This window comes from Caulobacter sp. CCG-8 (genome assembly GCF_037402475.1).
Taxonomy (GTDB): Bacteria; Pseudomonadota; Alphaproteobacteria; order Caulobacterales; family Caulobacteraceae; genus Caulobacter.
Window position 1 is genome coordinate 55,085 of record NZ_JBBEUD010000011.1, and the last position, 24,729, is coordinate 79,813.

The following is a 24,729-nucleotide window of genomic DNA, read 5'->3' on the forward strand; positions in this document are numbered from 1 at the left end:
TGAGGCCATTCGAGGGACTTGTATGTTCAGAGACTCGACCAAATGAAAATTGTGCGACTGATCGCCAACAGCGCTCTGGTTTTACTCGCCAGTATTCTGGTCTCGATGCCGACGCTTGCTCTGGCGCAAACCGCGACGCCGCCCGGCGCCGTCATTGACGCCAGCGTCGTGGACTACAAGCTGGGCTCGGGCGACAAGATCCGGGTCACCGTCTACGGCGAGCCGTCCCTGTCGGGCGAGTTCTTCGTCAGCGGAAGCGGCATGACCTCGCTGCCGCTGATCGGCGACGTCAAGGCCGTGGGCCTGACCGTTCGCGAGTTCCAGGACGCGGTCCAGAAGGCCCTGAGCGACGGCTACCTGCGCGAGCCGCGGGTGAGCGCCGAGGTGCTGAACTTCCGGCCGTTCTACATCCTCGGCGAGGTGATGAAGCCGGGCACCTATCCCTACACCTCGGGGCTGACGGTGCTGAACGCGGTGGCGACCGCCGGCGGCTACACCTACCGGGCCGAGAAGAAGCAGGTCTTCATCAAGCACGACGGCCAGACGACCGAGACCAAGATGCCGCTGGAGCCGTCGACCACGGTGGCCCCGGGCGACACGATACGCATCGGCGAACGCTTCTTCTAGGATCGCATTTCGGTCCAGTACTTCATTCGGGCGCTTCCGCGATCGCGGGAGCGCCCGATGTCGTTTTGGGGCGTGGGCGGATTCGGAACGTCCGCCCGGCGTGACTTCCCCCAGATTGTCCACGCCCGGATGCAACCTCGCGACGTTGCGACCCAGCGTCGCGCCGCCGGGTTTCGCCGCGCTGCGACAAAATGTCCGTTGGCGGAGGATTGAACGGCTCCGCTTGGCCCGGCTTCAGAATTTGAAGTCCGCGGAACGTGTCATTTCATCAGAAACCAAAGTCCAGGACGCGGGTGATCGCCTTCGCTTTAACTGTTGAATAACATGTTGCATCGCGATGCGATGCAATTAAATGCGTATTTCCCGAGTGATGTGATCTTCTATACAAGATACATCTTGGTTGTATTGAAGTAATAGAGCCTTTGTCGGCCACATTACATAAGAATATATCGACGTTATCCGATTTCCGGTTATGGCCTTGTTTACGCCTCCCGCGACATCAGCCCCCTCATGAAGCCCGGAAGAATTTCGGGCAGGGGATACAAGAATGTCGAAAAGAAACACTCGGGGCGTTGTCGCGCTCTGTGCACTGGCCCTTGCCGCCGCGCCGCTGAGCGTGGCCCACGCCGACGCCGCCAAGGACGTGCAGGTCGCCGGCCGAGCCCTGACCTTCCTCGAGAACGGCCCGACCGGCAAAGCCGTGCTGGGCGTCGTGTTCGATCCGTCCAAGCCCGCCTCGGTCGCCGAGAAGAACGCCGTGATGGCCGCCATCGGCGGCGGCATGAGCGCCGGCGCCGTGACCCTGACCGCCAAGCCGGTCGAAGCCTCGGCTGTCCCGGGCGTCAGCGGCGTCGCCGCCCTCTACGTCACCACCGGCGTCAACGTCGGCGCGGCCGCCAAGGCCAAGAAGATCATCACCATCGGCTCGGACACCTCGTGCGCCACCAGCGGCGCCTGCGTGATGAGCGTGTCGGCCGACCCGAAGGTCGAGATCGTCGTCAACCGCGCGGCCGCCGCCGCCGTGGGCGCGGTCTTCAAGGCCGCCTTCCGCATGATGATCCGCGAAGTCTGATCCCGTCCGAGCCCAGAGAACCAATCATGAAAAAGACCCTCCTGGCCGGCGTTTCGGCTACCTTCATCCTCTCCATGGCCGCCACGGCCGCCCACGCCCAGTCGATCGACTACGGCGCGATGGAGCAACTGTTCAACGAGCCGGTCACCACCAGCGCCACGGGCTCGCCCCAGCGCTCGACCGAAGTGCCGGTCGCGATGGAGATCATCTCCGCCGACGACATCAAGCGCTCGGGCGCCGTCGACCTGCCGACCATCCTCAGCCGCGTGGCCGGCCTGGACGTGCTGAACTGGGGCGCCGGCGCCTCGGACGTCAGCGTCCGCGGCTATGACCAGGCGATGTCTCCGCGCCTGCTGGTCCTGATCAACGGCCGCCAGGTCTATCTGGACCACTACGGCTACACCGCCTGGGCCACCCTGCCCGTGCAGCTGTCGGAAATCCGCCAGATCGAAGTCGTCAAGGGCCCCAACAGCGCCCTGTTCGGCTTCAACGCCGTGGGCGGCGTGGTCAACATCATCACCCAGAACCCGAAGTTCGACAGCGCCGGCTCGATCAACCTGACCGGCGGCACGAACGGCTACGGCGAACTGTCGGTGGTCAAGTCGGTGAAGCTGGGCGACCGCTTCTTCGCCCGCCTGTCGGCCGGCGCGGCCCAGATGGACGAGTACGGCCGAGCCGGCTCGACCGTCCTGGCCGGCCAGGTGACCGACCCCGCCCGGGTCTCGGCCAACCTCGACACCATCACCCAGCTGACCGAGAAGACCGAACTGCGGGTCGAAGGCTCGTGGTCGAACGTCCAGGTCAGCGAGGCGGTCTCCAACTACAGCTACTCGCCCAGCAAGTACGTCACGACCTCGGTCAAGGCCACCCTGGCCTCGGACACCAAGCTGGGCCTGCTGCAGGCCTCGGCCTACGAGACCAACCTGACCGCCAAGCAACTGGTCGCCAGCCAGCAGGCGCGCTTCGAGAACAAGCTGGACGTCGTCAGCGTCCAGGACCTGTTCAAGATCGGCGCGCAGCACACCTTCCGCATCGGCGGCGAATACCGCAAGAACGAGGTCAACACCGCCCCGCTGGCCGGCGGCCAGCTGAGCTACGAGGTCGTCTCGGTCTCGGGCATGTGGAACTGGGCGATCAGCGACAAGCTGGCCGTCACCGCCGCCGGCCGCTACGACGACCTCTCGCTGTCGCGTGAAGGCACGTTCCCGGCCGGCTATCCGGCCGTGACCAACGCCTACTGGGACCGCTCGATCAAGAAGGCGTCCTACAACTTCGGCGCCGTCTATCGTCCGACCCAAGCCGACACCTTCAAGCTCACCGCCGCGCGCGGCGTACAGGTTCCGACCCTGGTCGACCTGGGCGCGGTGCAGCTGCGCGCCACGGCCGGCCCGTACACCGTCGGCGTGATCGGCAACCCGACCCTGGCGCCGTCGATCGTGACCAACTACGAGATCGGTTACGAGCGTCCGCTGCCGGGCCTGGACGCCAAGGCCGGCGTCAGCGTCTTCCGCCAGAAGACCGAGGACGTGAAGGGTCAGCCCACCTCGGGCCAGATCGACGTCATGCCGACCGCGCCGGGCGTCCTGCCGCTGCTCAGCTATCGCAACATCGGCGACAGCAAGATGTGGGGCGTGGAACTGACGGCCTCGGGCAAGATCGAGGGCGGCTTCCACTGGAGCGGCGACTGGACCTTCACCGACGTCGACGACGAGGCCGCCGCCGGCTTCTCGCCGCAGGTCCGCCTGGCCGCCTTCTCGGCCACCACGCCGGAAACCCGCGCCAACGTCTCGTTCGGCTGGGCCAACGCCCAGTGGGCCGCCGACGGCTTCTTCCACTACACCGGCGACCACAAGGCCTATCTGTCGACCGGCGCGCTGGTCAGCGTTGAGGACTACGTGACCCTGGGCGGCCGCGTGGCCCGCACCTTCGACCACGGGATCACCCTGGCGGTCAGCGGCCAGAACCTGACCGACGGCCATCAGCGCCAGACGGCGGGCCTGGAAGTCGAGCGTCGCGCCTTCGTGACCCTCAGCAAGGCCTGGTAAGCGTCTCGCTCACCGGAAACGAGGAGGGCCCCGTCGCAGGACGGGGCCTTTTTTGTTTGGGCCCGGCCCGCAAGGGGCGAGGGCGCGGCCTTTCGCCTCTTGCGGGCGGCGTCAGGAAGCGCGATCACCGGGAATACAAGCAATGACACCGGTTAACCTGGCGGTCGCCAACGGCTGCTAGGACGGGGTCAACAAGATCTGTCTGGGGAGTGACATCAGGTGACCAAGGCGCTTTTCCTGGCCTCGGCCTGTTCCTTGATCCTGGCCGGCGCGGCCCAGGCCCAAGTCCAGGCCAAGCAGCCCGCCCTGCTTTTCCACGTCTCGGCCGACAAGGGGCTGAACGCGGACGTCGCCGTCGGCGACCCGATCCCCAACTTCGCCGACAAGGTCACCCCCATCGCCGACGGCAAGGCCGGCAGGGGGCTGCACGCCGAGGACGACGGCGTCCTGTCGTGGAACGCCCCCGGCAACATCCAGGCCCAGCGCGGCACCCTGTCGTTCTTCTGGCGCTCGGGCTATCCGGTCGGGGTCGCGCCCTTCGTGATCTTCCGCGTGGGCTACGCCGACCACACCAGCTGGGACATGGCCTTCCTGCGCATCGACTGGAACGGCCACGGCTACGACGCCTTCGTCACCGACAACGGCCTGGCCCGCACGCGGGTGTCGTTCAAGCTGGACAAGCCGCCGGCCCCCGACGCCTGGACCCACCTGGCCTTCACCTGGGACGAGACCCAGGGCGTGCAGCTGTTCGTCGACGGCAAGCCGGCGGCCCGTAAGGAGACCAAGGCGGTCTACGACGCGGGCCTGGACCAGTTCGGCATCGCCGGCCGGGTGGTCGCCCCGCACCAGGTGCAGAGCCGCTACAACTTCCTGCGCGGCGGCGACATGGACGAGATCCGCATCTACGACCGGGCGCTGGACGCCACGGCCGTCGCGGCCCTGGCCCGCAACGAAGCCCCGGCCGCGGCAGACCCGGCGGTCAGCCTCGACGATCCGGCCATCCGCGCGGCCTGGCGCCAGCGCTACGGCTGGAACCGCCCCGCCGACCTGCCGCCCTACCTGGCCGACGCCTCGACCCGCATCCGCAAGATCGAGTTCGCCGACGCCAAGGACCTCAAAGAGTGGATGTGGAAGGGGACCGACGGGATCTCCGAGACCACCTGGCCCGGCGTCTACAACCGCTCGCGTCTGCCCGGCCGCAACGACTATTTCCAGCTGCCCGACTGGAACGTCTATGTCGACGGCGGCAAGACCCTGCGCCTGGCCCTGCCCGACGAGCCGGTCAACCGCGTCGAGATCCAGGGTCCGGCCTATGGCGACCTGAGCTGGGCCGCCTCTGACGGCGCGAAGGGCGCCAAGCTCGCCACGCGCGCCAAGGACCAGCAGCGGACCGTGACCAGCTTCGCCCAGCCGCTGAAGGGCGGGGTGCTGAGCTTCACCAACGTGGCCCAGGAGACCCCGATCCAGGAGATCTGGGCCTATGACGTCTCGGCCGGCCAGGAGCCGAAGGACGCCTTCAAGATGACCTACACGGTGCGGGTCGACGCCGCGCCGGACTATCTGAACCTCAAGGACCTGAACGGCTACATCGCCGGGCGCTTCCCGGCGGCCGAGCGCTCGACCGTGGTCGCCCTGCCCGAGGGCGCGCCCAGCCGCAAGCGCGCGGGCGAACAGGCCAAGGGCCTGCCGATCGTCCACGTGCTGATCCCCTCGGGCTTCGGCGACGCCCCGGCCGCCCAGGCCCTGGCTCGCAACTGGGCCTATGGCTGGGAGAACGCCCGCGACGGCCTGGACGGCATCGCCATCGACATCCCGGCCCTGAAGGTCACGGCCGATGACGGCGGGCTGGTCCCGCTGAACATCCAGGTCAAGGACCCGATCTGGCCGGGCCGCAACATGATCGACGTCAGCGTCTCGGTGAAGCCGGGCGAGGCCCGCACCGTGTGGCTGGACCTGCGCGACCGCATCCTGACCGGCGACAGCCTGTACCTGACCATCGCCGCCGACAGCCCCGACTTCGACGCCAAGGCCCTGGACGGCGCCAAGATCCGCCTGGTGCTGAAGGACCGCGACCAGGCCAAGGCCGAGCACGTCGCCGATCGCCTGAACCAGGTGAAGGACAACTGGGCGTTCCTGGTCGAGGAACACACCACGTCCAAGCGCCAGGGCCTCTATCGCCGGCTCTACGCCGACATCTCCGACCTGCTGCGCGTCGATCCCGACAACCAGATCGGCCGCGAATACTGGGGCGACATCACCTATGGCAGCCAGGGCTGGCCGGCCTTCGACCAGCCCAAGGCGCCGGCGGGCGTTCCGCTGTGGGCCTTCCGCCAGACGGAAGACCTCAAGCAGGTGACCCAGTTCGTCGACTGGTGGATCGACCAGCGCCAGGTCGAGTACGGCGACTTCGGCGGCGGCATCTCCGACGACACCGACCTGACCCAGCAATGGCCGGGCCTGGCCCTGATGGGCGTGCAGCCGGACAAGATCACCGCCTCGCTGAACCGCCTGACCGACGCCGTCTACAAGAACGGCATGTTCACCAACGGCCTGTCGACCATCGTGACCGACGAGCTGCACGCCTACGAGGAGGGCATCAACAGCAACTCCGAGGCGATGTACGTGAACTACGGCGACCCGCTGGCGGTCGAGCGGCTGTTCACGACGGTCAAGGCCCTGCCGCGGGTGATCGACAAGAACCCGGCCGGCCACGTGCACTTCAACACCAACTGGTACAGCGGCGCGCTGTCGTACCGCGAGGGACCGTGGGAGTGGCAGAAGCCGTACTCGTTCGGCGTCGTGCACCCCGCCATCCTGATCGGCGACTACAATGGCGACCCGACCGCCCGCGACCTGGTGATCGGCCTGGCCGACGGCTACCTGGCCCACGCCAAGCCCGACGGGACCCTGCCCAACGAGATCAACTGGCGCAGCGACGCCGAGCGCGGCGGCACGGTGCTGCAGGGCTCGGGCGCCGACGGCCCGTTCCAGATCTTCTGGTCGGCCTGGCGCATGACCGGCGATCCCAAGTACCTGGCCCCGATCAACTGGCGGATCGCCAAGAACGGGATCAAGTCGCTGCAGAGCATCAACGACAATGCCCTCACCGCCATGAACCTGGGCGAGGCCAACAAGGACGCGATCCTGAAGCAGGCCGCCAAGGGCGGGGCGCTGGAGCGCTACGCCGCCTGGACCCTGACGGGCGACAAGAAATACCTGGAGGCGCTCTACGCCGACGAGATCCAGTGGAACGCCCAGCACATGTACATGCACACGGAGGGCCACTGGTGGTCCGACCGCGTGGAGCTGCCCAGCGACGTCCTACAGCGCTCGCGCCTCGGCGGCATCGCCAACAAGCGCGGCCAGATGACCCCGGGCCACGTGGTGTCCTGGCGGTTCGACGGCGCCGACGGCGCGGACGTGGCGGTGCTGGTCAAGGACGCGACCAAGACCGGCTTCAAGGTCGTGGCCTATAACCTGACCGACCATCCGGTGACCGCGACCATGACGGGCTGGAACGTCGCGCCCGGCCAGTGGAGCCTGGCCCAGGGCGTGGACGCCGACGGCGACGACGCCATCGACGGCGCGGGCGAGACCCGCTCGGTCGCCTTCGAGCGCAGCCTGGGGACCAAGGTCGTCCTGGCCCCGCGCCAGACCACGGTCATCGACATGACGCTGGCCACGGCGGGCGACGACCCGGCCAAGCGGGCGGACCTGGGCATCGGCCGCGGCGACGCGGTGGTCAAGGGCGGCGCCGTCACGGTCAAGGTGCACAGCCTGGGGGCGCGGGACGCCGCCGCGGCGCGGCTGGAGCTGGTCTCGGCCGACGGCAAGGTGCTGTCCTCGGCGCCCGTGCCGGCCCTGCACGCGCCCAAGGACCTGACGCCCAAGACCGCCTCGGTGAAGCTGTCGATCCCGGGCGGCAAGGCGACGGGCCTGCGGGTGCGGATCGTCACGACCCAGCCGCAGATCACGGCGCTGAACGACGAGGTCGGGCTCTAGGGCTAGGACGTTGGCGTTTTGAAACTCAAGTCGTCATCCCGGACAGTCCCTGCGGGGCTTCCGGGATGCAACCATCTAGGCGTGGATCTTCTCGGGGAGAGGCCGCTTTCCCGCGCGCCCTAGTCCCAGCCCTTGATCTTCTTCTTCCGCCCCAGGGCGAAGAGGCCCGGATAGGGCCCCTTGCCCGTGCGGTAGAGGCACCAGTCGTCGTCCTTCTTGCAGTCGCCGTCGAAGGCCGCCTTCTTGTCGGGATCGATGGCGGCGTAGAGGGCCGGGCCGTTCTTGTGCTTGGCCCCGATCGCCTCGTTGCAGGCGTCGCGCTCGGCCTTGGTCAGGTGGACGATGTCGGCCTCGGTGCACCCGCTCTCGCGGGCGGCCTGGCGCAGGGCCTCGCCGCCGCCGGTCAGGGTCCCGCGCGCGGTGAAGCCGGGCGGGGCGACGATGGCTCCGGACGCGGCGGGAGCCGGCGAAGGCGCGGGCGCCGGCAGCGACGGGGGCGGCGGCCCCCGGAAGGTCGGGACGTGCAGCGGCGCCGACGGGGGACGAGCGGCGGCGGGATGCTCCGGCGCATGCGCCCGGTCGGGCGCCATCAGCTGGACCACGACGCTGCGCGGCTCGACCAGGACCGGCGGCGCGGGCACCGCGATCAGCAGCGCCCAGCCCAGCAGGCCGTGGAAGATCAGCGACGCGCCGCCGACCACCAGCCAGCGGCGCCGGGCGGCGGACTTGGGGCGTCGGCGAGACGGCCGCGTCGCGGGCATGCCGACCTCCTTGGAACCCCCTGGGGACGTCCCGGGGGCGCTCCTCGTCCCGGTCTCCGACGATGATGTCTGTCGAGCCGGTTCTCCGGCGGGATGCGTCAGGGACAGGCTCGATCTCACGGGCCGAGCTCTATCGCCGGCGTGGGGCGGGACCATGGCCGCGACAAGTCGGAGCTGAAACGAACGAAGCCCAACGATCGACGCAAACAAAAAGGCCCGGCGTCGCCGCCGGGCCTTTCCGTTGTCGTGGCAGGTTGACCGCTAGGCGGCGGCCTTCGTCTTGACGCCGAAGCGGCTGTAGAAGGTCTCGCCCTTGGCGGCCATGTCGCGCAGGAGCTGCGGCGGGGCGAAGCGCGCGCCGTACTTCTGGGCCAGGGCGTCGCAGGCCTCGACGAACTTGGCCACGCCCACGCCGTCGATCAGGCTGACCGGGCCGCCGGTCCAGGGCGCAAAGCCCCAGCCCAGGATGGCGCCGACGTCGGCCTCGCGCGGATCGGTGATCACGCCTTCCTCGAAGCAGCGGGCGGCTTCCACGGCTTGGCGGTAGAGGAGCCGGGTGCGGATCTCCTCGATGCCGGCCTTGTCGACCTCGGCGATCTTGGTCGGCGCCAGTTGCGCCAGGCCCGGCCACAGGGTCTTGGGGCCGTTCTCCGGATAGTCGTAGAAGCCCTTGCCGTTCTTGCGGCCGTAGCGGCCCTCGCCCTCGACCATCTTCTCGATGATCGTGGTGAAGGGGCGCTCCTCGTACTTGTCGCCGAGGTCCTTCTTGGTCTGCTGGGCGATCTTGTAGGAGAGGTCCAGGGCGACGTCGTCGTGCATCTCCAGCGGACCGCGCGGCATGCCGGTGGCCCGGCCGACATTGTCGATGATGGCCGGGGCGTAGCCGTCGGCCAGCAGCTCCATGCCTTCCTGCACGAAGGTGCCGAAGCAGCGGCTGGTGTAGAAGCCGCGGCTGTCGTTGACGACGATCGGGGTCTTCTTGATCTTCAGGACGTAGTCGATCGACTTGGCCAGGGCTTCCTGACTGGTCTCTTCGCCCATGATGATCTCGACCAGGCCCATCTTGTCGACCGGCGAGAAGAAGTGGATGCCGATGAACGAGGCCGGGCGGACCGAGGCCTTGGCGAGGCCCGTGATCGGCAGGGTCGAGGTGTTGGAGCCGAAGATCGCGGTGTCGGCCAGCTGGGCTTCGGCCAGCTTGGTGACCGACGCCTTGACGTCGCGGTTCTCGAACACGGCCTCGACGACCAGGTCGCTGCCCTTGACGTTGGCGTAGTCGGCGGTCGGGTGGATCAGGGCCAGGATGGCGTCGGCCTTCTCCTGGGTCAGCTTGCCGCGCGAGACGGCCTTCTTGACCAGGCCTTCGGCGTAGCCCTTGCCCTTGTCGGCGGCTTCCTGCGTCTGGTCGATCAGCACGGTCTCGATGCCGGCCATGGCTTGGACATAGGCGATGCCCGCGCCCATCATGCCGGCGCCCAGGACGGCCACCTTCTTGACGTCGTAGTGCGGCACGCCGGCCGGACGGCCCGAGCCCTTGCCCAGTTCCTGCAGGCTGAGGAACAGGGTGCGGATCATGCCCTTGGCCTGGGGCGACATCATCGTCTTGAGGAAGTAGCGGGTCTCGATGCGGATGGCCGCGTCGAACGGCACCTGCGTGCCCTCATAGACCGCCTTCATGATGTTCAGCTGGGCGGGATAGTTGCCGTAGGTCTGCTTGCGCAGCATGGCGTTGCCCATGATGAACACCTGGCTGCCGCCGGCCGTGTAGGGGCCGCCGCCGGGGAGCTTGAACTCCTTCTTGTCCCACGGCGCGACGGGGTCGCCCTTGGTCTTGATCCAGGTCTTGGCGGCCTCGACCTCCTGGCCGGCCGGGACGACCTCGTGCACGACCTTGTTGGCCAGGGCCTCGGCCGGCTTCATCGACTTGCCTTCCAGCAGGTACGGCGCGGCGGCCATCACGCCCATCAGGCGCGGCAGGCGCTGGGTGCCGCCGGCGCCCGGCAGCAGGCCGACCTTGGCTTCCGGCAGGGCCAGCTGGATCTTCGGATTGTCGGCCACCACGCGGTAGTGGCAGGCCAGGGTGATCTCCAGCCCGCCGCCCATGGCCAGGCCGTTGATGGCCGCGGCCACCGGCTTGCCGCAGGTCTCCAGGGCGCGGAACGCCTTGTTGAGCGCGAAGCCGGCCTCGAAGGCGGCCTTCAGGCCCTCTTCGCCTTGGCCGCCGCCGCCCAGGCCGCCGCTGCCGCCCAGTTCGCCCAGGTCGGCGCCGGCGCAGAAGCCGGTGGTCTTGCCCGAGGTGATCACCGCGCCCTTGATGTTCGCGTCGGACTTGATGGTCTCGACCACCTCGCCGACTTCCTTGATCACCGAGGCGGTCAGGGTGTTCATCGTGCGGCCGGGCACGTCGAAGGTGACCAGGGCGATGCCGTCGCTATCGACGTCGATCTTGAAGTTTTCCATGTCTCTAGTTCCTGGATCTTAGACGCGTTCGATGACCGTGGCGGTGCCCATGCCGGCGCCGACGCACAGGGTGATCAGGGCGGTTTCCTTGTCCGAGCGCTCCAGCTCGTCGACCATGGTGCCCAGGATCATCGCGCCGGTGGCGCCCAGCGGGTGGCCCATGGCGATGGCGCCGCCGTTGACGTTCATCTTGTCGTGCGGGATGTCCAGCGCCTGCATCATGCGCAGGACGACGGCGGCGAAGGCCTCGTTCAGCTCGTAGAGGTCGATGTCCTTGACCTCCATCTTCAGCTTCTTGAGCAGCTTCTCGGTGACCAGCGACGGGCCGGTCAGCATGATCGAGGGCTCGCTGCCGATCGAGGCCGCGCCCTTGATGCGGGCGCGGGCCTTCAGGCCCAGGGCCTCGCCCATTTCCTTGGTGCCGATCAGAACACCGGCGGCGCCGTCGACGATACCCGAGCTGTTGCCCGCGTGGTGCACGTGGTTCATGCGCTCGACCTGCGGGTAGCGCTGGACGGCCACCGCGTCGAAGGCCATCTCGCCCATGCCCGTGAACGACGGGTTCAGCGAGGCCAGGGTCTGCATGGTGGTGGCGCCGCGGACGGTCTCGTCATGGTCCAGGATGGTCAGGCCCAGCTGGTCCTTCACGCCGATCACCGACTTCTTGAAGCGGCCGTCGGCCCAGGCGGCCGCCGCGCGCTTCTGGCTTTCCACGGCGTAGGCGTCGACGTCGTCGCGCGAGAAGCCATAGAGGGTGGCGATCAGGTCGGCCGACACGCCTTGCGGCATGAAGTAGGTCTTGAACGCCGAGGACGGGTCCGTCGGCCAGGCGCCGCCGTCGCTGCCCATGGGCACGCGGCTCATGCTCTCGACGCCGCCGCCGATGGTCAGTTGGGCTTCACCGGAAGCGACCTTGGCCGCGGCCATGTTCACGGCTTCCAGGCCCGAGGCGCAGAAGCGGTTGATCTGCACGCCGGCGACGCTCTCGGCGTAGTCGGCGGTCAGGACGGCGGTGCGGGCGATGTCGCTGCCCTGCTCGCCCACGGGGGCGACGCAGCCCAGGACGACGTCGTCGACCTTGGAGGTGTCCAGGCCGTTGCGGTCGCGCAGGTTTTCCAGAACCTGGGTGGCCAGGGACAGGGCCGTGATCTCGTGCAGAGACCCGTCCTTCTTGCCCTTGCCGCGCGGCGTGCGCACGGCGTCGAAAATGTAAGCGTCGGCCATTGTATGGCTCCTTCCTGCGTAGGCTTGGATGGTTCGTTAACCAAAAAGGCGTCTGATTCCGCTGGTTTGGAGATCAGGACGATGACGGCAGCGGAGCGTGCGACGGACGCGGCCCACCCGGCGGTGAGCGACTTCATCGCGCGCGGCTATCATGTGTTCGGCGGCGGCGTGGACCCGGCGGCGGCGAGCGCCCTGCTGGCCAGGATCCGCGCGCTGCGGACGTTCGATGCGGACCTCTTCCTGTCGGAAGCCGAGTTCGACGCCAACCCGCAATATATAGGGGTGAACCCCGCGCCCGGCAGGAACCTGCTGGAGCGTTTCGAGGACGACCTGGCCTTCGTCGAGAAGGATCCGGCCATCGTCGAGGCCGTCACGGCCCTGCTGGGCGACGACTACGAGATTCTGCTCAAGAAGCTGATCTGCGGCGTGCCGGCCAGCGTCGTGCCCGACTGGCTGAAGGCCCGCATCGCCGGCAACCCGGTCAACAACCTGGGCGCCTATGTGAGGCCGCCGTTCCGCGACATCACCTATTTCTACGGCATCGACTTCCACCAGGACCTGATCGACTACAAGGACCGGGAAGCCGACTTCCTGACGCTGTACATCTACCTGCACGACGTGGGGACGCACGACGCCCCGCTGTTCCTGCTGGAGGACAGCCACAAGCTGGGCGGGACGCTGTTCCCGCACGACCTGACGAAGAACGAGGCCGGCTGGCTCTATCGCGACGGGCGCGGCCACGAGGTCCAGACCCGCCAGCACCTGCTGACCGGCAAGACCGGCTACGCGGCCATGTGGCACGCCTGCACCCTGCACGGCACCCAGCCCGACGCGGCCGACAACGAACGCCTCAGCCTGCGCTACCTGATCGCCCGCAAGCCGGGCGTCGCCGCCCCGGGCATGGACGCGGTCAACGCCACCCTGCTGGGCCCGCTCAGCCTGGAGGCCACGCGCAAGGACCTGGACGCGCGCGGCGCGGCCCAGATCAAGGCGAACAGCGTCAACAAGGCGTAGGGCCAAGCTCATTCCCTATTTCCAGGTCCCGATCGGCGACTTGGCGATCGGCGCGCAGGCCAGGCCGCGGGCCGTGGCCTTGGCGCTGTAGGTGACGCGCTGGCCGAACTCGGGCGCGGGCAGGTAGCAGGCCTTGAAGCCGGGCGTGGTCACCTGCAGCGACCAGTCGGCCACCTTCGAGCGCAGCAGGTTGTTGCACTGGTCGACATTGGCCTTCAGCGGCAGCTCGAAATCGCCGGGGAACTTCGCGCCGGGCTTCTTGCCCACCAGCTTGCCCGAGAAGAACAGCGGGCGCGGACCGGAGGCGCGCACGCAGACGACCGCCGCGCGGGCGTCGGCCGCCGGAGCGGCGGCGTGCTGGGCGGGCGGCGGCTGGGGCGGCGGCGCGACGATCAACGGCATCAGCGGGTCTCCTTGCAGGTCAACGGGCCCAGGAAGCTCTTGCGGTAGATGAAGGTCAGGCGCTCGCCCGGCTTCAGCGGCCGGGTGGGGCGGCAGATCGTCTCGCCGTGATGCTGGCCGCCGCCGACGGACTGTCCGCCGCGGATCACCAGCTGGGGCTTGGCCAGGGTCATGCCGTCGACGTCCGCGCAGCCGGTCTGGCCGGCGTCCACGGCCGGGAACGGGGTCTCGGCCAGGGGTTCGCGATAGTTGAGGCTGGTCCCTTCCAGCTTGGCCGAGGTCAGCTTGGAGCGGCCGTCGCGCACCAGACCGGACACGGCCGTCTCGGTCGCGTTGGTCAGGCACAGGACGACGGCGGCTTCGATCAGCATGCTTAGAGCGTCCTCGCGATCAGCAGCTTCATGATCTCGTTGGTCCCGCCGTAGATGCGCTGCACGCGGCTGTCGCGGTACATCCGGGCGATCGGATATTCGTTCATGAACCCGAAGCCGCCGAACAGCTGCAGGCAGCGGTCGACGATCTTGTTCTCCAGGTCGCTGACCCAGTACTTGGCCATCGAGGCGGTGGCGGCGTCCAGCTTGCCGGCCAGGTGCTGCTCGATGCAGTGGTTGACGAAGACGCGGGCGACGGTGCCCTCGGTCTTGCATTCGGCCAGCACGAACTGGGTGTTCTGGAAGTCGAGGATCGCCTTTCCGAACGCCTTGCGCTCCTTGACGTAGGCGATGGTCAGCGCCAGGGCCCGCTCGATGGTGGCGATGCCCTGGACGGCGATGTTCAGCCGCTCCTGCGGCAGCTGGCCCATCAGCTGGAAGAAGCCCTGGCCCTCGTCGGTCCCCAGGAGGTTCTCGGTCGGGACCTTCACCTCGTTGAAGAACAGCTCGGACGTGTCCTGGGCCTCCTGGCCCAGCTTGTCGAGGTTGCGGCCGCGTTCGAAGCCTTCCGCTCCGTCCGTCTCGACCACCAGCAGCGAGGTGCCGCGCGCCCCGGCGCTCGCGTCGGTCTTGGCCACCACGATGATCAGGTTGGCGGTCTGGCCGTTGGTGATGAAGGTCTTGGAGCCGTTGATGACGTACTGGTTGCCGACCTTCTTGGCCGTGGTCTTGATGGCCTGCAGGTCGGAGCCGGCGCCGGGCTCGGTCATGGCGATGGCCGCCACCAGCTCGCCCGTGGCCAGGCGCGGCAGCCAGCGCTGCTTCTGCTCCTCGGTGCCGTAGTGGGTGATGTACGGCATGACGATGGCGTTGTGCAGGCTGATGCCGAAGCCGTCGACGCCCTTCAGGCCCAGCTGCTCCATCAGCACGACCTCGTGGCGGTAGTCGCCGCCGGCCCCGCCGTATTGCTCGGGCGTGGAGAGGCCGAGCAGCCCGGCCTCTCCCGCCTTGGTCCACATGTCGCGGTCGACGCAGTGGTTCTTGCGCCATTTCGCGACCGTCGTTTCAGAAGCGTGCTCGTCGAAGAACTTGCCGACCGCGTCCTCGAAGATCGCGATGTCCTCTTCGGCCATGAAGGCCGGCTTTTCGACGTTGAGCACGCTCATGATCAGAAGGCCTCCGCGGGCAGCGCCATCAGGGTCGCCGAACCGGTCTTCAGCTTGGCCAGATGCGCCCCTGCGTCAGGCAAGATGCGCTCGATGAAAAATTTCGCCGTGACGATCTTGGTCGTGAAGAAGGGGTCGGTCGAGCCGGCGGCGATCTTGGCGTTGGCCGCCTTGACCATCAGGGCCCACATGTACGCCAGGCCCGTCAGGCCGAAGAGGTGCATGTAGTCGGTCGAGGCCGCGCCGGCGTTGTCGGGGTTCTGCAGGCCGTTCTGCATCAGCCACATGGTGCCGTCCTGCAGCTGGGCCTTCACCCCGGCCAGGGCGTCGATGAACGGCTTCAGCTCGGCGTCGCCGTCGTTCTCGCCGATGAACTGGTCGATCTCCTGGAAGAAGGTCATCACGCCGCGGCCGCCCTTGGACGCCAGCTTGCGGCCGACCAGGTCCAGGGCCTGGACGCCGTTGGTGCCTTCGTAGATCAGGGCGATGCGGACGTCGCGCAGGTACTGGCTGGCCGGGAAGTGCTCGGTGAAGCCGCTGCCGCCGTGCACCTGCATGGCGTCCGAGCAGACCTGGAAGCCCTTGTCGGTCAGATAGCCTTTCAGCACCGGCGTCATCAGGCCCATATAGTCCTCGGCCTTGGTGCGCACGGCCTCGTCCGGGTGGCTGTGGGCCAGGTCGCCGTGCAGGGCGGTCCAGAACAGGAAGGCGCGGCCGCCCTCGATCAGGGCCTTGCTCTGCAGCAGCATGCGGCGGACGTCGGGGTGGACCAGGATCGGGTCGGCCGGGCCGTCGGGGTTCTTCGGGCCGGTCAGCGAGCGGCCCTGCAGGCGGTCCTTGGCGAAGGCGGCGGCGGCCTGGTAGGCGGCCTCGGCCTGGGCGATGCCCTGAAGACCGACGCCCAGGCGGGCCTCGTTCATCATCACGAACATCAGCTTCAGGCCGCTGTTCTCTTCACCGATCAGGTAGCCGACGGCGTCGTCGTACTGCATCACGCAGGTGGCGTTGCCGTGGATGCCCATCTTCTCTTCCAGGCCCACGCACTTGACGCCCTCGTTGCGGGCGCCGACCGAGCCGTCTTCCTTGGGGAAGAACTTCGGCACGATGAACAGCGAGATGCCCTTCACGCCGGCCGGGGCGCCCTCGATGCGGGCCAGCACCAGGTGGACGATGTTGTCCGACATGTCGTGCTCGCCGGCGCTGATCCAGATCTTCTGGCCGGTGATCTTGTAGCTGCCGTCGCCCTGCGGGACGGCCTTGGTGCGCAGCAGGCCCAGGTCCGTGCCGCAGTGCGGCTCGGTCAGGTTCATGGTGCCGGTCCACTCGCCCGAGATCATCTTGGGCAGATAGGTCTCTTTCTGCGCGTCGGTGCCGCCGGTGTGGATGGCCGAATAGGCGCCGTGGGCCAGGCCCGGATACATCGAGAAGGCCATGTTGGCCGAGCTCGACATCTCGCTGAAGGCCAGGTTGACGACGTGGGGCAGGCCTTGGCCGCCATAGGTCGGGTCCGAACCCAGGCCCGTCCAGCCGCCTTCGCACAGCTGCTTGTAGGCTTCCTTGAAGCCGTCCGGCGTCTTGACCGTGAAGTCGCTGTTCCAGACGCAGCCCTGCTTGTCGCCGACATGGTTCAGCGGGGCCAGGACCTCGCCGGTGAACTGGGCGGCGGCCTCGAGGATCTGCTCGACGGTCTCGAACGGCGCGTCGGCGAAGCCCGGCAGGTTGCCGTGCTGGTCGATGTTGAGCACGTCGCGCAGGATGAAGGCATGTTCGCGAACGGGCGGCTGGTAGGTCATGAAACGGTCCTGGTGAGTCGGATCAGCGGGGGCGGATCGGCGGGGGAGGAGAGAGGTGGCTCCGCGTCTTGCTCCGGTCTTGGAGGAAGAACGCGGAATCTTGTCTACTTGCCCATTGCCGCGTCGCCGTGACCGTCCAGCCGGGCGCGCAGCACCTGGTCGTAGTCGGCCGCGCGGGGCAGCAGGTCGGGGCGGATCTCGGCCAGGCGGCGCTCGAGGCGGGAGCAGGCTTCGCGCAGTTCGATCAGGGCGCCGTCGATGTCCTCGCGCTGCTGCTCCAGCGCGGTGGCGCGCTCGCGGAACTTCTTCAGCGACCGGGCCATCTGGGCCGCGCCGTCGTCGTTCTCGTCGTAGAGGTCGAGCAGTTCGCGGATTTCCGACAGCGACAGGCCTACGCGCTTGCCGCGCAGGATCAGCTGCAGGCGGACGCGGTCCTTGTGGGAATAGACGCGGTTGAGGCCTTCGCGGGCCGGAGTCAGCAGGCCCTTGTCCTCATAGAAGCGCAGCGCGCGAGGCGTGGCTTTGAACTCGTTGCACAGCTGACGGATTGTAAAGGTGCGCTCTGGGCGTCGCAGGTCTGCCAACATTCGAACCCTCCCTGGGCAGGCCCGACTTCTGCGGCCGAGCCGGTTGGTTATCGTCGATCACCATATGCCCGCGACATTCTGTCGTCAACGTTTACGTAAACGTCAACTTGGCCGTGGCGCGATAGGTTTACTTTCCTAGGGACGAGGCATATTTTCCGGGATCACGGCGAGGAGGCCCAAGCCATGTCGTCTCTGTCGCATACCGAGATCTGGACCGCGATCGACGCTCTGGCCGAGCGCTTCGACATGAGCCCTTCGGCCATGGCCAAGATGGCCGGGCTGGACCCGACGGCGTTCAACCGCTCCAAGCGCGGCGAGGGCGACTCCCGCCCGCGCTGGCCCTCGACCGAGAGCCTGGCCAAGGTGCTGGAGGCGACGGGGGTCGGCTTTTCCGAGTTCGCGGCCCTGACCGAACGGGCGCCTCCCGGGCGCGTGTCGGGGCCCAGTCCGCGCGCCGTGCCGCTGATCGGCTTCGCCCAGGCCGGGGCAGAGGGGCTGTTCGACGAGTCCGGCGCGCCGACCGGCGCCGGCTGGGACGAGATCGATTTTCCGGGTCTGGGCGACGAGGGCGTCTACGCCCTGGAGATCACCGGCGACGCCCTGGCGCCGGTGTATCGCGACGGCGACCGCCTGCTGGTCTCGCCGTCGGTCGAGCCGCGCCGGGGCGACCGGGTGGTGGTCCGCACCACCGGCGGGGACCTGCTGGTCAAGGAATTGGCGCGGATCACGGCCCGCAGCGTGGAGCTGGCTTCGCTGGGCGGCGACGGCCGGGTCCAGGCGCTGGACCTGGCCGAAGTGGTGTGGATCGCCCGGATCCTGTGGGCCAGCCAGTAGGCCCTGGATCTAGATCAGGTGCGCGGGCAGCTGGCGTGCTTGCTTTGCAGCCAGGCGGTCAGATCGCCTTCCCACGGGGCGTCGCACGAGATGTCGACGCGATAGGACTTCCAGTTGTCGTTGTGGGCGGCTTCGACGTGCGCGGCGGGGAACTGGGCGGCCAGTTCGCCGAGCAACGAGTCGAATTCCGAACGGTCGGAAGGGCGAAGGGTGAAGCAAGCCATGAGACTAACCTTGGTTTTGACGCAACCAGACTAGACTCCAAATTGCGGACAGACCCTTAACCGGCAATTTAACTCTTGTTCATCTATCGGGTCACGGTGTCGCAGGCGGCAATACGCGCTCAGGGCGCGGGCGCCGCGGGCAAGATCAACGACCCGGTGGTCAGCAGCGCCGCCACATGTTCGCCGAAGAAGAACAGGACCACGAGCGCGGCCATCGTGAGCGGCCCCAGCACGCGCTCCATCAGGGTCGTCTCCGACCGGTCCCGCACCAGGAACTTGGCCGTCGGGAGGAGGATCATGCAGAGGGGAATGGTGATCAGCCAGCTGTTCGACGCTAGTTGCTCGTGGGCGCTGACACAGACGTAGCGTCCGTGGTTGACGAGATGGCCGACCGGGCAGGCGCTCGGGTCGGCGACGACCGGCTTCGTCCGATACATGAGGCTGAAGAAGCCGAACGTCAGCGGGACCAGCGGCCCGCAGAGGCAGAAGCCGAGGAAGGCGACGTCGCCGAGCGCCCAGCGAAGCCGCTGCGTCCGGTTCGCCACGGCGCCGCTCAGCGCTTCAGGTCCAGCGCGCCGTTGGCGTGCCAGGCCCAGGCGTGCTCGATGATCGCGTCCAGATCGTAGCGCGGCGTCCAGCCCAGCTGTTCGCGGGCCTTGCGGTTGTCGGCCACCAGGCTGGGGGCGTCGCCGGCCCGCCGTCCGGTCAGCTCCAGCGGGAACGGCCGGTTGGATCGCCGCTCGATGGCCCCGACCAGCTCGCGCACCGTCGTGCCCGTGCCGGTGCCCAGGTTGAAGGCCGCGCTCGCCTTGCCGTCCAGCAGCCACTTCAGCGCCAGGACGTGGGCGTCGGCCAGGTCCAGCACGTGGATGTAGTCGCGCACGCAGGTGCCGTCGCGGGTGTCGTAGTCGCCGCCGAACAGCATGAACTTGTCGCGCTCGCCCCGGGCGGCGGCGATGGCCAGCGGGATGGCGTGGGTCTCGGGCTCGTGCTTCTCGCCGATCCGGCCGGCGGGATCGGCCCCGGCGGCGTTGAAATAGCGCAGGGCCACCGAGCGGAAGTCCTTGTAGCGGGCCAGGTCCTGCAGGACCTGCTCGACCATCAGCTTGCTGCGCCCGTAGGGGTTCAGCGGGGCCTGCGGGTGCTTCTCGTCCATCGGCACGTAGACGGGGTCGCCGTAGGTGGCGCAGGTCGAGGAGAACACCAGCTTGTCGACGCCGGCCCGGCGGGCGGCCTCGATCAGGGTCAGGGTCCCGCCGACGTTGTTCTCGTAGAAGGCGCCCGGCTCGGCGACCGAGAAGCCCACCTCGATGAAGGCGGCGAAGTGGATCACGGCGACGGGCTTGTGCTTGGCGAACACCGCGTCCAGCCGCGCCGCGTCGCGGATGTCGCCGACCTCGAGCGGGCCCCACTGGACGAACGACTCCCAGCCGTTCGACAGGTTGTCGTAGACCACGGGGGTGTAGCCGGCCTCGGCCAGGCGCAGACAGGTGTGCGAGCCGATGTATCCGGCGCCGCCCGCCACGAGAATGGTGTCGCCCAAGATCTGGATCCCCAACTGCCTCGAACGGCGAATGAACGCCCGACGCCCCAGCGTCAATGCGTGACGGCGAAAGGACGGGACGCTCGGGGTCCCGCCGCTCGCCGCGTCAGCGTCAGCCCAATTTTTCCTCGATCAGCGCCGTCGTGCGGTCCAGGCCGAAGATCGCCGCGAACGAGCCGAAGCGGGGGCCCTGGCTCTGGCCCAGCAGCACCTCGTAGAGGGCCTGGAACCAGGCGCGCAGCGGGTCGAAGCCGTGGTCCTTGCCGACCGCGAACACCTCGTTCTGGATCAGCTCGGCGTCCTGGCAGTCGGCCGGCAGGGCCTTCAGGCGGGCCAAGAGGTCGACGATCGCCGCGCGTTCCTTGTCGTCGGGCGCGCGGAACGCCTTCGTCGGCTTCACGAAGTCGTCGTAGTAGTTGATCGCGTAGCCGGCCAGGCGGTCCAGCAGCGGCTGGCTCTCGGGCGTGGCGCCCGGGATGTAGCGCGACAGGAAGCCCCACAGGATCGCCTTGTCCGAGGCGTTGGCCGCCGAGACCAGGTTCAGCATCAGGCTGAACGACACCGGCGAGCCGTACTGCGGCGGGCGGCCCGAATGGACGTGCCAGACGGGGTTGTCCAGCTGCTTGACCGGCTCCTGGCGCGGATAGGCGTCCAGCTGCTGCAGGTACTCGTCCGTCGCCTTGGGGATGACGTCGAAATACAGCTTCTTGGCCGACTTGGGGCTCTGGAACATGTAGTACGACAGGCTCTCCGGCGCGCCGTAGCGCAGCCAGTCCTCCATCGACAGGCCGTTGCCCTTGGACTTGGAGATCTTCTGCGAGTTCTCGTCGAGGAAGAGCTCGTAGTTGAAGCCTTCCGGAGGAACCCCGCCCAGCGCCTTGCAGATCTGGGCGCTGGCCTTGACCGAGTCGATCAGGTCCTTGCCGCTCATTTCGTAGTCGACGCCCAGGGCGGTCCAGCGCATGGCCCAGTCGGGCTTCCACTGCATCTTCACGTGGCCGCCGGTCACCGGGACCTCGACCTTGGAGCCGTCCTCGTCCTCGAAGACGATCGTGCCCTTGTCGACGTTGCGCTCCAGGGTCGGGACCTGCAGCACCTTGCCCGTCGAGGGGCTGATCGGCAGGAACGGTGAATAGGTGGCGCGGCGCTCCTCGCCCAGGGTGGGCAGCATGACCTTCTGGATCGCGTCGAAGCGCTCCAGGGCGGTCAGCAGGGTCGCGTCGAACAGGCCGCCCTTGTAGCACTCGGTCGACGAGACGAACTCGTACTCGAAGCCGAAGCCGTCCAGGAACGCGCGCAGGCGGGCGTTGTTGTGGGCGCCGAAGCTGTCGTGGGTGCCGAACGGGTCGCGGACCACGGTCAGCGGCTTGCCCAGGTCCTCGATCAGCGGCTGCTTGTTCTCGATGTTGTCGGGAACCTTGCGCAGGCCGTCCATGTCGTCGCTGAAGGCGATCAGGCGCGTGGGGATGGCGTCGTCGGTCAGGGCGCGGAAGGCGCTGCGGACCATGGTCGTGCGCGCCACCTCGCCGAAGGTGCCCAGGTGCGGCAGGCCCGACGGGCCGTAGCCGGTCTCCAGGATCACCGGTTTGGCCAGGGCCGGAAAGGTCTTCACGGCCTCGTCGGCCTTGCCGCTGTTGATCAGCGTGGAGGCGAGGTCGCGTTCGGCGTCGGACAGACGCAGGCGCAGGATGCGGGCGAGCAGGGCGCGCGCCTGCTCGAACGGCCAGGCGCGAGCGTCGCGGGCGAGGGGGGAGAGGCCTTCAAACATGCCGCGCGGTATAGGGGGAAGTCGCGGCGGTGGCTAGGGCGTGGGAGCTCACCCCCTTGCCCCCACCCGGCGGCTTCGCCGCCTGTCTGCCCCCGTAGGGGGCGCAGCGCTCTTCCCCCTCCGGGGGAAGACGACCGCGAAGCGGTCCGTAGGGGGCAAGGGTTGACCGCCGCTAGCCCTTCAACGCCGTCGCCACGACCTCGCGCGCCTCGGCCTGCACCGTCTTCAGATGATCCGGACCCAGGAACGATTCCGCATAGATCTTGTAGACGTCCTCGGTGCCCGACGGGCGGGCGGCGAACCAGGCGTTCCTGGTCGTCACCTTCAGGCCGCCGATGGCCTCGCCGTTGCCGGGGGCCTTGGTCAGGATGTCGGTGATCGGCTCGCCGGCCAGGTCCTTAGCGGTGACGTCCGACGGGCTGAGCGCGCCCAGGCGGGCCTTCTGCTCGCGGTTGGCCGGGGCGTCGATGCGGGCGTAGGACGGCGCGCCGTACTGGTCCGTGAGGCCCTTGTAGAGTTGGCTGGCGCTTTGGCCCGTCTTGGCCTGGATCTCGGCGGCCAGCAGGGCCAGCAGCAGGCCGTCCTTGTCGGTGGTCCAGACCGAGCCGTCCTTGCGCAGGAACGAGGCCCCGGCCGACTCCTCGCCGCCGAAGCCCACCGAGCCGTCCAGCAGGCCGGGCACGAAATGCTTGAAGCCGACCGGCACCTCCAGCAGGCGGCGGCCCAGGCCCGCCACCACGCGGTCGATCATCGAGGACGAGACCAGGGTCTTGCCCACCGCCACGCCCCCGCCCCAGGCCGGGCGGTTGGCGAACAGATAGGCGATCGAGGCCGCCAGATAGTGGTTGGGGTTCATCAGCCCGCCGTCCGGAGTGACGATCCCGTGGCGGTCGGCGTCGGCGTCGTTGCCGGTGGCGACGTCGTATTTCGCCCCGCCCGCCATGATGTCGATCAGCTTGGCCATGGCGGCCGAGGACGAGCAGTCCATGCGGATCTTGCCGTCGGTGTCGAGCGGCATGAAGGCCCAGCGCGGGTCGACGGCGTCGTTGACCACGGTCAGGTCCAGGCGATGGCGCTCGGCGATCGCGCCCCAGTAGGCGACGGCGGCGCCGCCCAGCGGGTCGGCCCCGATCCTCACCCCGGCCGAGCGGATCAGGTCCAGGTCCAGGATCGTGGGCAGGGCGTCGACGTACTGGGCCAGGAAGTCGTGGCGCTTGGCCCCGGCCAGGGCGCGCTCGAACGGGATGCGCCTGACGTCCTTCAGCCCGCCTTCCAGCAGCTGGTTGGCGCGGGCGGCGATCACCGAGGTGGCCTCGCCGCCGGCCGGACCGCCGGACGGGGGATTGTACTTGATGCCGCCGTCGCGCGGCGGGTTGTGCGACGGGGTCAGCAGGATCCCGTCGGCGCTGCCCGGCGCGCGCCGGTTGTGCTCGAGGATGGCCAGCGACACCGCCGGCGTCGGGGTGAAGCCGTCGCGCGAGTCGATCAGGGTCTCGACCCCGTTGGCGACCAGCACCTCCAGCGTCGTGCGCCAGGCCGGCTCGGACAGGCCGTGGGTGTCGCGGCCGACGAACAGCGGACCGGTGATCCCCTGGCTGGCGCGATACTCCGCGGTGGCCTGGGCCACGGCCAGGATGTGGTCCTCGTTGAACGCCGCGTCGAAGCTGGAGCCGCGGTGGCCGGAGGTGCCGAAGGCCACGCGGTGGGCGACATTGGCGGGATCGGGGTGGATCTCGAAATAGGCGCGGGTCAGCGCATCGAGATCGATCAGGTCTTCGGGTCGGGCCTGACGGCCGGCGTGTTCATGCATGCGGGTACCCTTATCGATCACCGGTCTGTGGTTCAACGCCCGGCGCCGTGTCGGACGCGAACGCGGCGACCGGCGCCGCGTGGCGAGGCAGGGGGCTTGTATCGGAGGCTGATGACGATCGCCCGACGCCGGGCGTCAGAACGCCTCGGCCACGATCGACCCGTCCGGCAGCAGGGCCGCGCGCTTGAGGCCGCTGGAGGCGAAGGGCATGGCGACGTTGCCGTCGCGGTCCACCGCGATCAGGCCGCCGTGGCCGCCCAGGTCGGCGACGCCCTGGATTGCGGCCCGGGCGGCGGCCTCCAGGCTCTCGCCGCCGAAGCGGACGCGGTGGGCGATCTGGGCGGCGACGGCGGTGCGGATGAAGTACTCGCCCTGGCCGGTGCAGGACACCGCCGCATGGCCATCGGCCCAGGCCCCGGCCCCGATGATCGGCGAATCGCCCACCCGGCCCGGCAGCTTGCCGAACACCCCGGCGGTCGAGGTCGCCGCCGCCAGCCGGCCCTCGGCGTCGCGGACCACGCAGCCGACGGTGCCGGTGGGCAGGACCTCAGGGGCGTGGTTGGCCTCGAAGGCGCCGGCGTGGGTGAACCAGGTCGCGGGGTCGTCGATGGTCTTCAGCCCCTGCTCGCGGGCGAAGGCCATGGCCCCCTCGCCGGCCAGCATCACGTGCGGCGTCCTCTCCATCACCGCCCGGGCGGCCAGGATCGGGCTCTCGAAGCCCTGCAGGGCCGCCACCGATCCGGCCTTCAGGGTCGCGCCGTCCATCAGGCTGGCGTCCAGCTCGTATTCCCCGTCGGCGTTGGGCGAGGCGCCCTTGCCGGCGATGTAGAGGCCGCTGGCCTCCAGGGCGACCACGGTCTCGACCGCCACGTCCAGGGCGCGGGCCCCCGCCGCCAGCCGGTCGCGCGCCGCCTCGACCAGGCCGCGCATGTGGGCGATCTCGACGCCGTAGTCATGGCCGCGCTTGGGCCCGGCGCCGCCGTGCAGGGCGAGAGTAAAACGTTTGTTTGACATTCTGCTTCCTTG

At 68.6% G+C, this 24,729-nt stretch carries 20 protein-coding genes; 6 read left to right on the forward strand and 14 right to left on the reverse strand.

The window, feature by feature from the left end; all coding sequences use genetic code 11:
- Nucleotides 1-105: 105 nt before the first annotated feature.
- The 4 genes from WAE60_RS12445 to WAE60_RS12460 all read left to right on the forward strand — a co-directional run bounded on the left by WAE60_RS12445 (nucleotide 106) and on the right by WAE60_RS12460 (nucleotide 7,746).
- Nucleotides 106-627 (forward strand): polysaccharide biosynthesis/export family protein, encoded by a 522-nt coding sequence (locus WAE60_RS12445; protein ID WP_337686781.1) that lies wholly within the window; start codon nucleotides 106-108, stop codon nucleotides 625-627.
- 547 nt (nucleotides 628-1,174) lie between these two features.
- Nucleotides 1,175-1,699: a hypothetical protein gene (locus WAE60_RS12450; protein WP_029910594.1), complete on the forward strand. Its 525-nt coding sequence runs from the start codon at nucleotides 1,175-1,177 to the stop codon at nucleotides 1,697-1,699.
- A gap of 26 nt (nucleotides 1,700-1,725) precedes the next feature.
- Complete coding sequence (locus WAE60_RS12455) at nucleotides 1,726-3,744, forward strand: TonB-dependent receptor (protein ID WP_337686783.1); 2,019 nt, start codon at nucleotides 1,726-1,728, stop codon at nucleotides 3,742-3,744.
- Between the two features lie 219 nt (nucleotides 3,745-3,963).
- Nucleotides 3,964-7,746 (forward strand): LamG-like jellyroll fold domain-containing protein, encoded by a 3,783-nt coding sequence (locus WAE60_RS12460; RefSeq protein ID WP_337686785.1) that lies wholly within the window; start codon nucleotides 3,964-3,966, stop codon nucleotides 7,744-7,746.
- 119 nt (nucleotides 7,747-7,865) lie between these two features.
- Here the strand turns inward: WAE60_RS12460 and WAE60_RS12465 are convergent, their stop codons facing one another.
- The 3 genes from WAE60_RS12465 to WAE60_RS12475 form a co-directional block, all read right to left on the reverse strand.
- A complete protein-coding gene (locus WAE60_RS12465; protein WP_337686787.1) occupies nucleotides 7,866-8,507 on the reverse strand; it encodes a hypothetical protein in 642 nt (213 codons plus the stop codon).
- A 261-nt stretch (nucleotides 8,508-8,768) separates the two neighbouring features.
- Nucleotides 8,769-10,967 carry a 3-hydroxyacyl-CoA dehydrogenase NAD-binding domain-containing protein gene (locus WAE60_RS12470; protein ID WP_337686788.1) on the reverse strand — a complete coding sequence of 733 codons (2,199 nt, stop codon included), beginning with the start codon at nucleotides 10,965-10,967 and terminating at the stop codon, nucleotides 8,769-8,771.
- Nucleotides 10,968-10,985: 18 nt separating this feature from the next.
- On the reverse strand, nucleotides 10,986-12,191 hold the full coding sequence (locus tag WAE60_RS12475) for an acetyl-CoA C-acetyltransferase (RefSeq protein WP_029910610.1): 1,206 nt from the start codon (nucleotides 12,189-12,191) through the stop codon (nucleotides 10,986-10,988).
- 81 nt (nucleotides 12,192-12,272) lie between these two features.
- Between WAE60_RS12475 and WAE60_RS12480 the strand changes: the two genes are divergently transcribed.
- Nucleotides 12,273-13,205, forward strand: a complete 933-nt coding sequence (locus WAE60_RS12480) for a phytanoyl-CoA dioxygenase family protein (RefSeq protein WP_337686791.1) — start codon at nucleotides 12,273-12,275, stop codon at nucleotides 13,203-13,205.
- A gap of 15 nt (nucleotides 13,206-13,220) precedes the next feature.
- Here the strand turns inward: WAE60_RS12480 and WAE60_RS12485 are convergent, their stop codons facing one another.
- The 5 genes from WAE60_RS12485 to WAE60_RS12505 form a co-directional block, all read right to left on the reverse strand.
- Nucleotides 13,221-13,607, reverse strand: coding sequence for a hypothetical protein (locus tag WAE60_RS12485; RefSeq protein WP_029910616.1), 387 nt, complete (start codon nucleotides 13,605-13,607; stop codon nucleotides 13,221-13,223).
- Nucleotides 13,607-13,978 (reverse strand): hypothetical protein, encoded by a 372-nt coding sequence (locus tag WAE60_RS12490; protein ID WP_029910619.1) that lies wholly within the window; start codon nucleotides 13,976-13,978, stop codon nucleotides 13,607-13,609. The genes WAE60_RS12485 and WAE60_RS12490 overlap by 1 nt, the downstream gene beginning before the upstream one ends.
- 2 nt (nucleotides 13,979-13,980) lie before the next feature.
- Nucleotides 13,981-15,144, reverse strand: a complete 1,164-nt coding sequence (locus WAE60_RS12495) for an acyl-CoA dehydrogenase family protein (RefSeq protein WP_029910622.1) — start codon at nucleotides 15,142-15,144, stop codon at nucleotides 13,981-13,983.
- 2 nt (nucleotides 15,145-15,146) lie between these two features.
- Nucleotides 15,147-16,937 carry an acyl-CoA dehydrogenase C-terminal domain-containing protein gene (locus WAE60_RS12500; protein ID WP_029910625.1) on the reverse strand — a complete coding sequence of 597 codons (1,791 nt, stop codon included), beginning with the start codon at nucleotides 16,935-16,937 and terminating at the stop codon, nucleotides 15,147-15,149.
- Nucleotides 16,938-17,041: 104 nt separating this feature from the next.
- On the reverse strand, nucleotides 17,042-17,521 hold the full coding sequence (locus WAE60_RS12505; RefSeq protein ID WP_337686892.1) for a MerR family DNA-binding transcriptional regulator: 480 nt from the start codon (nucleotides 17,519-17,521) through the stop codon (nucleotides 17,042-17,044).
- Between the two features lie 186 nt (nucleotides 17,522-17,707).
- Here WAE60_RS12505 and WAE60_RS12510 point away from each other — a divergent pair, with 186 nt between their 5' ends.
- Nucleotides 17,708-18,358, forward strand: a complete 651-nt coding sequence (locus WAE60_RS12510; protein WP_029910633.1) for a helix-turn-helix transcriptional regulator — start codon at nucleotides 17,708-17,710, stop codon at nucleotides 18,356-18,358.
- Between the two features lie 14 nt (nucleotides 18,359-18,372).
- Here WAE60_RS12510 and WAE60_RS12515 read toward each other — a convergent pair whose 3' ends face one another.
- From WAE60_RS12515 to WAE60_RS12540, 6 genes are all read right to left on the reverse strand, one after another.
- Nucleotides 18,373-18,582 (reverse strand): hypothetical protein, encoded by a 210-nt coding sequence (locus WAE60_RS12515; RefSeq protein WP_029910636.1) that lies wholly within the window; start codon nucleotides 18,580-18,582, stop codon nucleotides 18,373-18,375.
- Between the two features lie 119 nt (nucleotides 18,583-18,701).
- Nucleotides 18,702-19,127: a hypothetical protein gene (locus tag WAE60_RS12520; protein ID WP_337686800.1), complete on the reverse strand. Its 426-nt coding sequence runs from the start codon at nucleotides 19,125-19,127 to the stop codon at nucleotides 18,702-18,704.
- Nucleotides 19,128-19,135: 8 nt separating this feature from the next.
- The gene (gene galE / locus WAE60_RS12525) at nucleotides 19,136-20,125 is read right to left on the reverse strand and encodes a UDP-glucose 4-epimerase GalE (RefSeq protein WP_337686802.1); all 990 of its coding nucleotides are present in this window, start codon (nucleotides 20,123-20,125) and stop codon (nucleotides 19,136-19,138) included.
- 112 nt (nucleotides 20,126-20,237) lie between these two features.
- Nucleotides 20,238-21,893, reverse strand: a complete 1,656-nt coding sequence (locus WAE60_RS12530) for a lysine--tRNA ligase (protein WP_029910644.1) — start codon at nucleotides 21,891-21,893, stop codon at nucleotides 20,238-20,240.
- A gap of 172 nt (nucleotides 21,894-22,065) precedes the next feature.
- Complete coding sequence (pgm, locus tag WAE60_RS12535; RefSeq protein WP_337686805.1) at nucleotides 22,066-23,703, reverse strand: phosphoglucomutase (alpha-D-glucose-1,6-bisphosphate-dependent); 1,638 nt, start codon at nucleotides 23,701-23,703, stop codon at nucleotides 22,066-22,068.
- Between the two features lie 135 nt (nucleotides 23,704-23,838).
- Nucleotides 23,839-24,717, reverse strand: a complete 879-nt coding sequence (locus tag WAE60_RS12540) for an isoaspartyl peptidase/L-asparaginase (protein ID WP_029910649.1) — start codon at nucleotides 24,715-24,717, stop codon at nucleotides 23,839-23,841.
- Nucleotides 24,718-24,729: the final 12 nt, after the last annotated feature.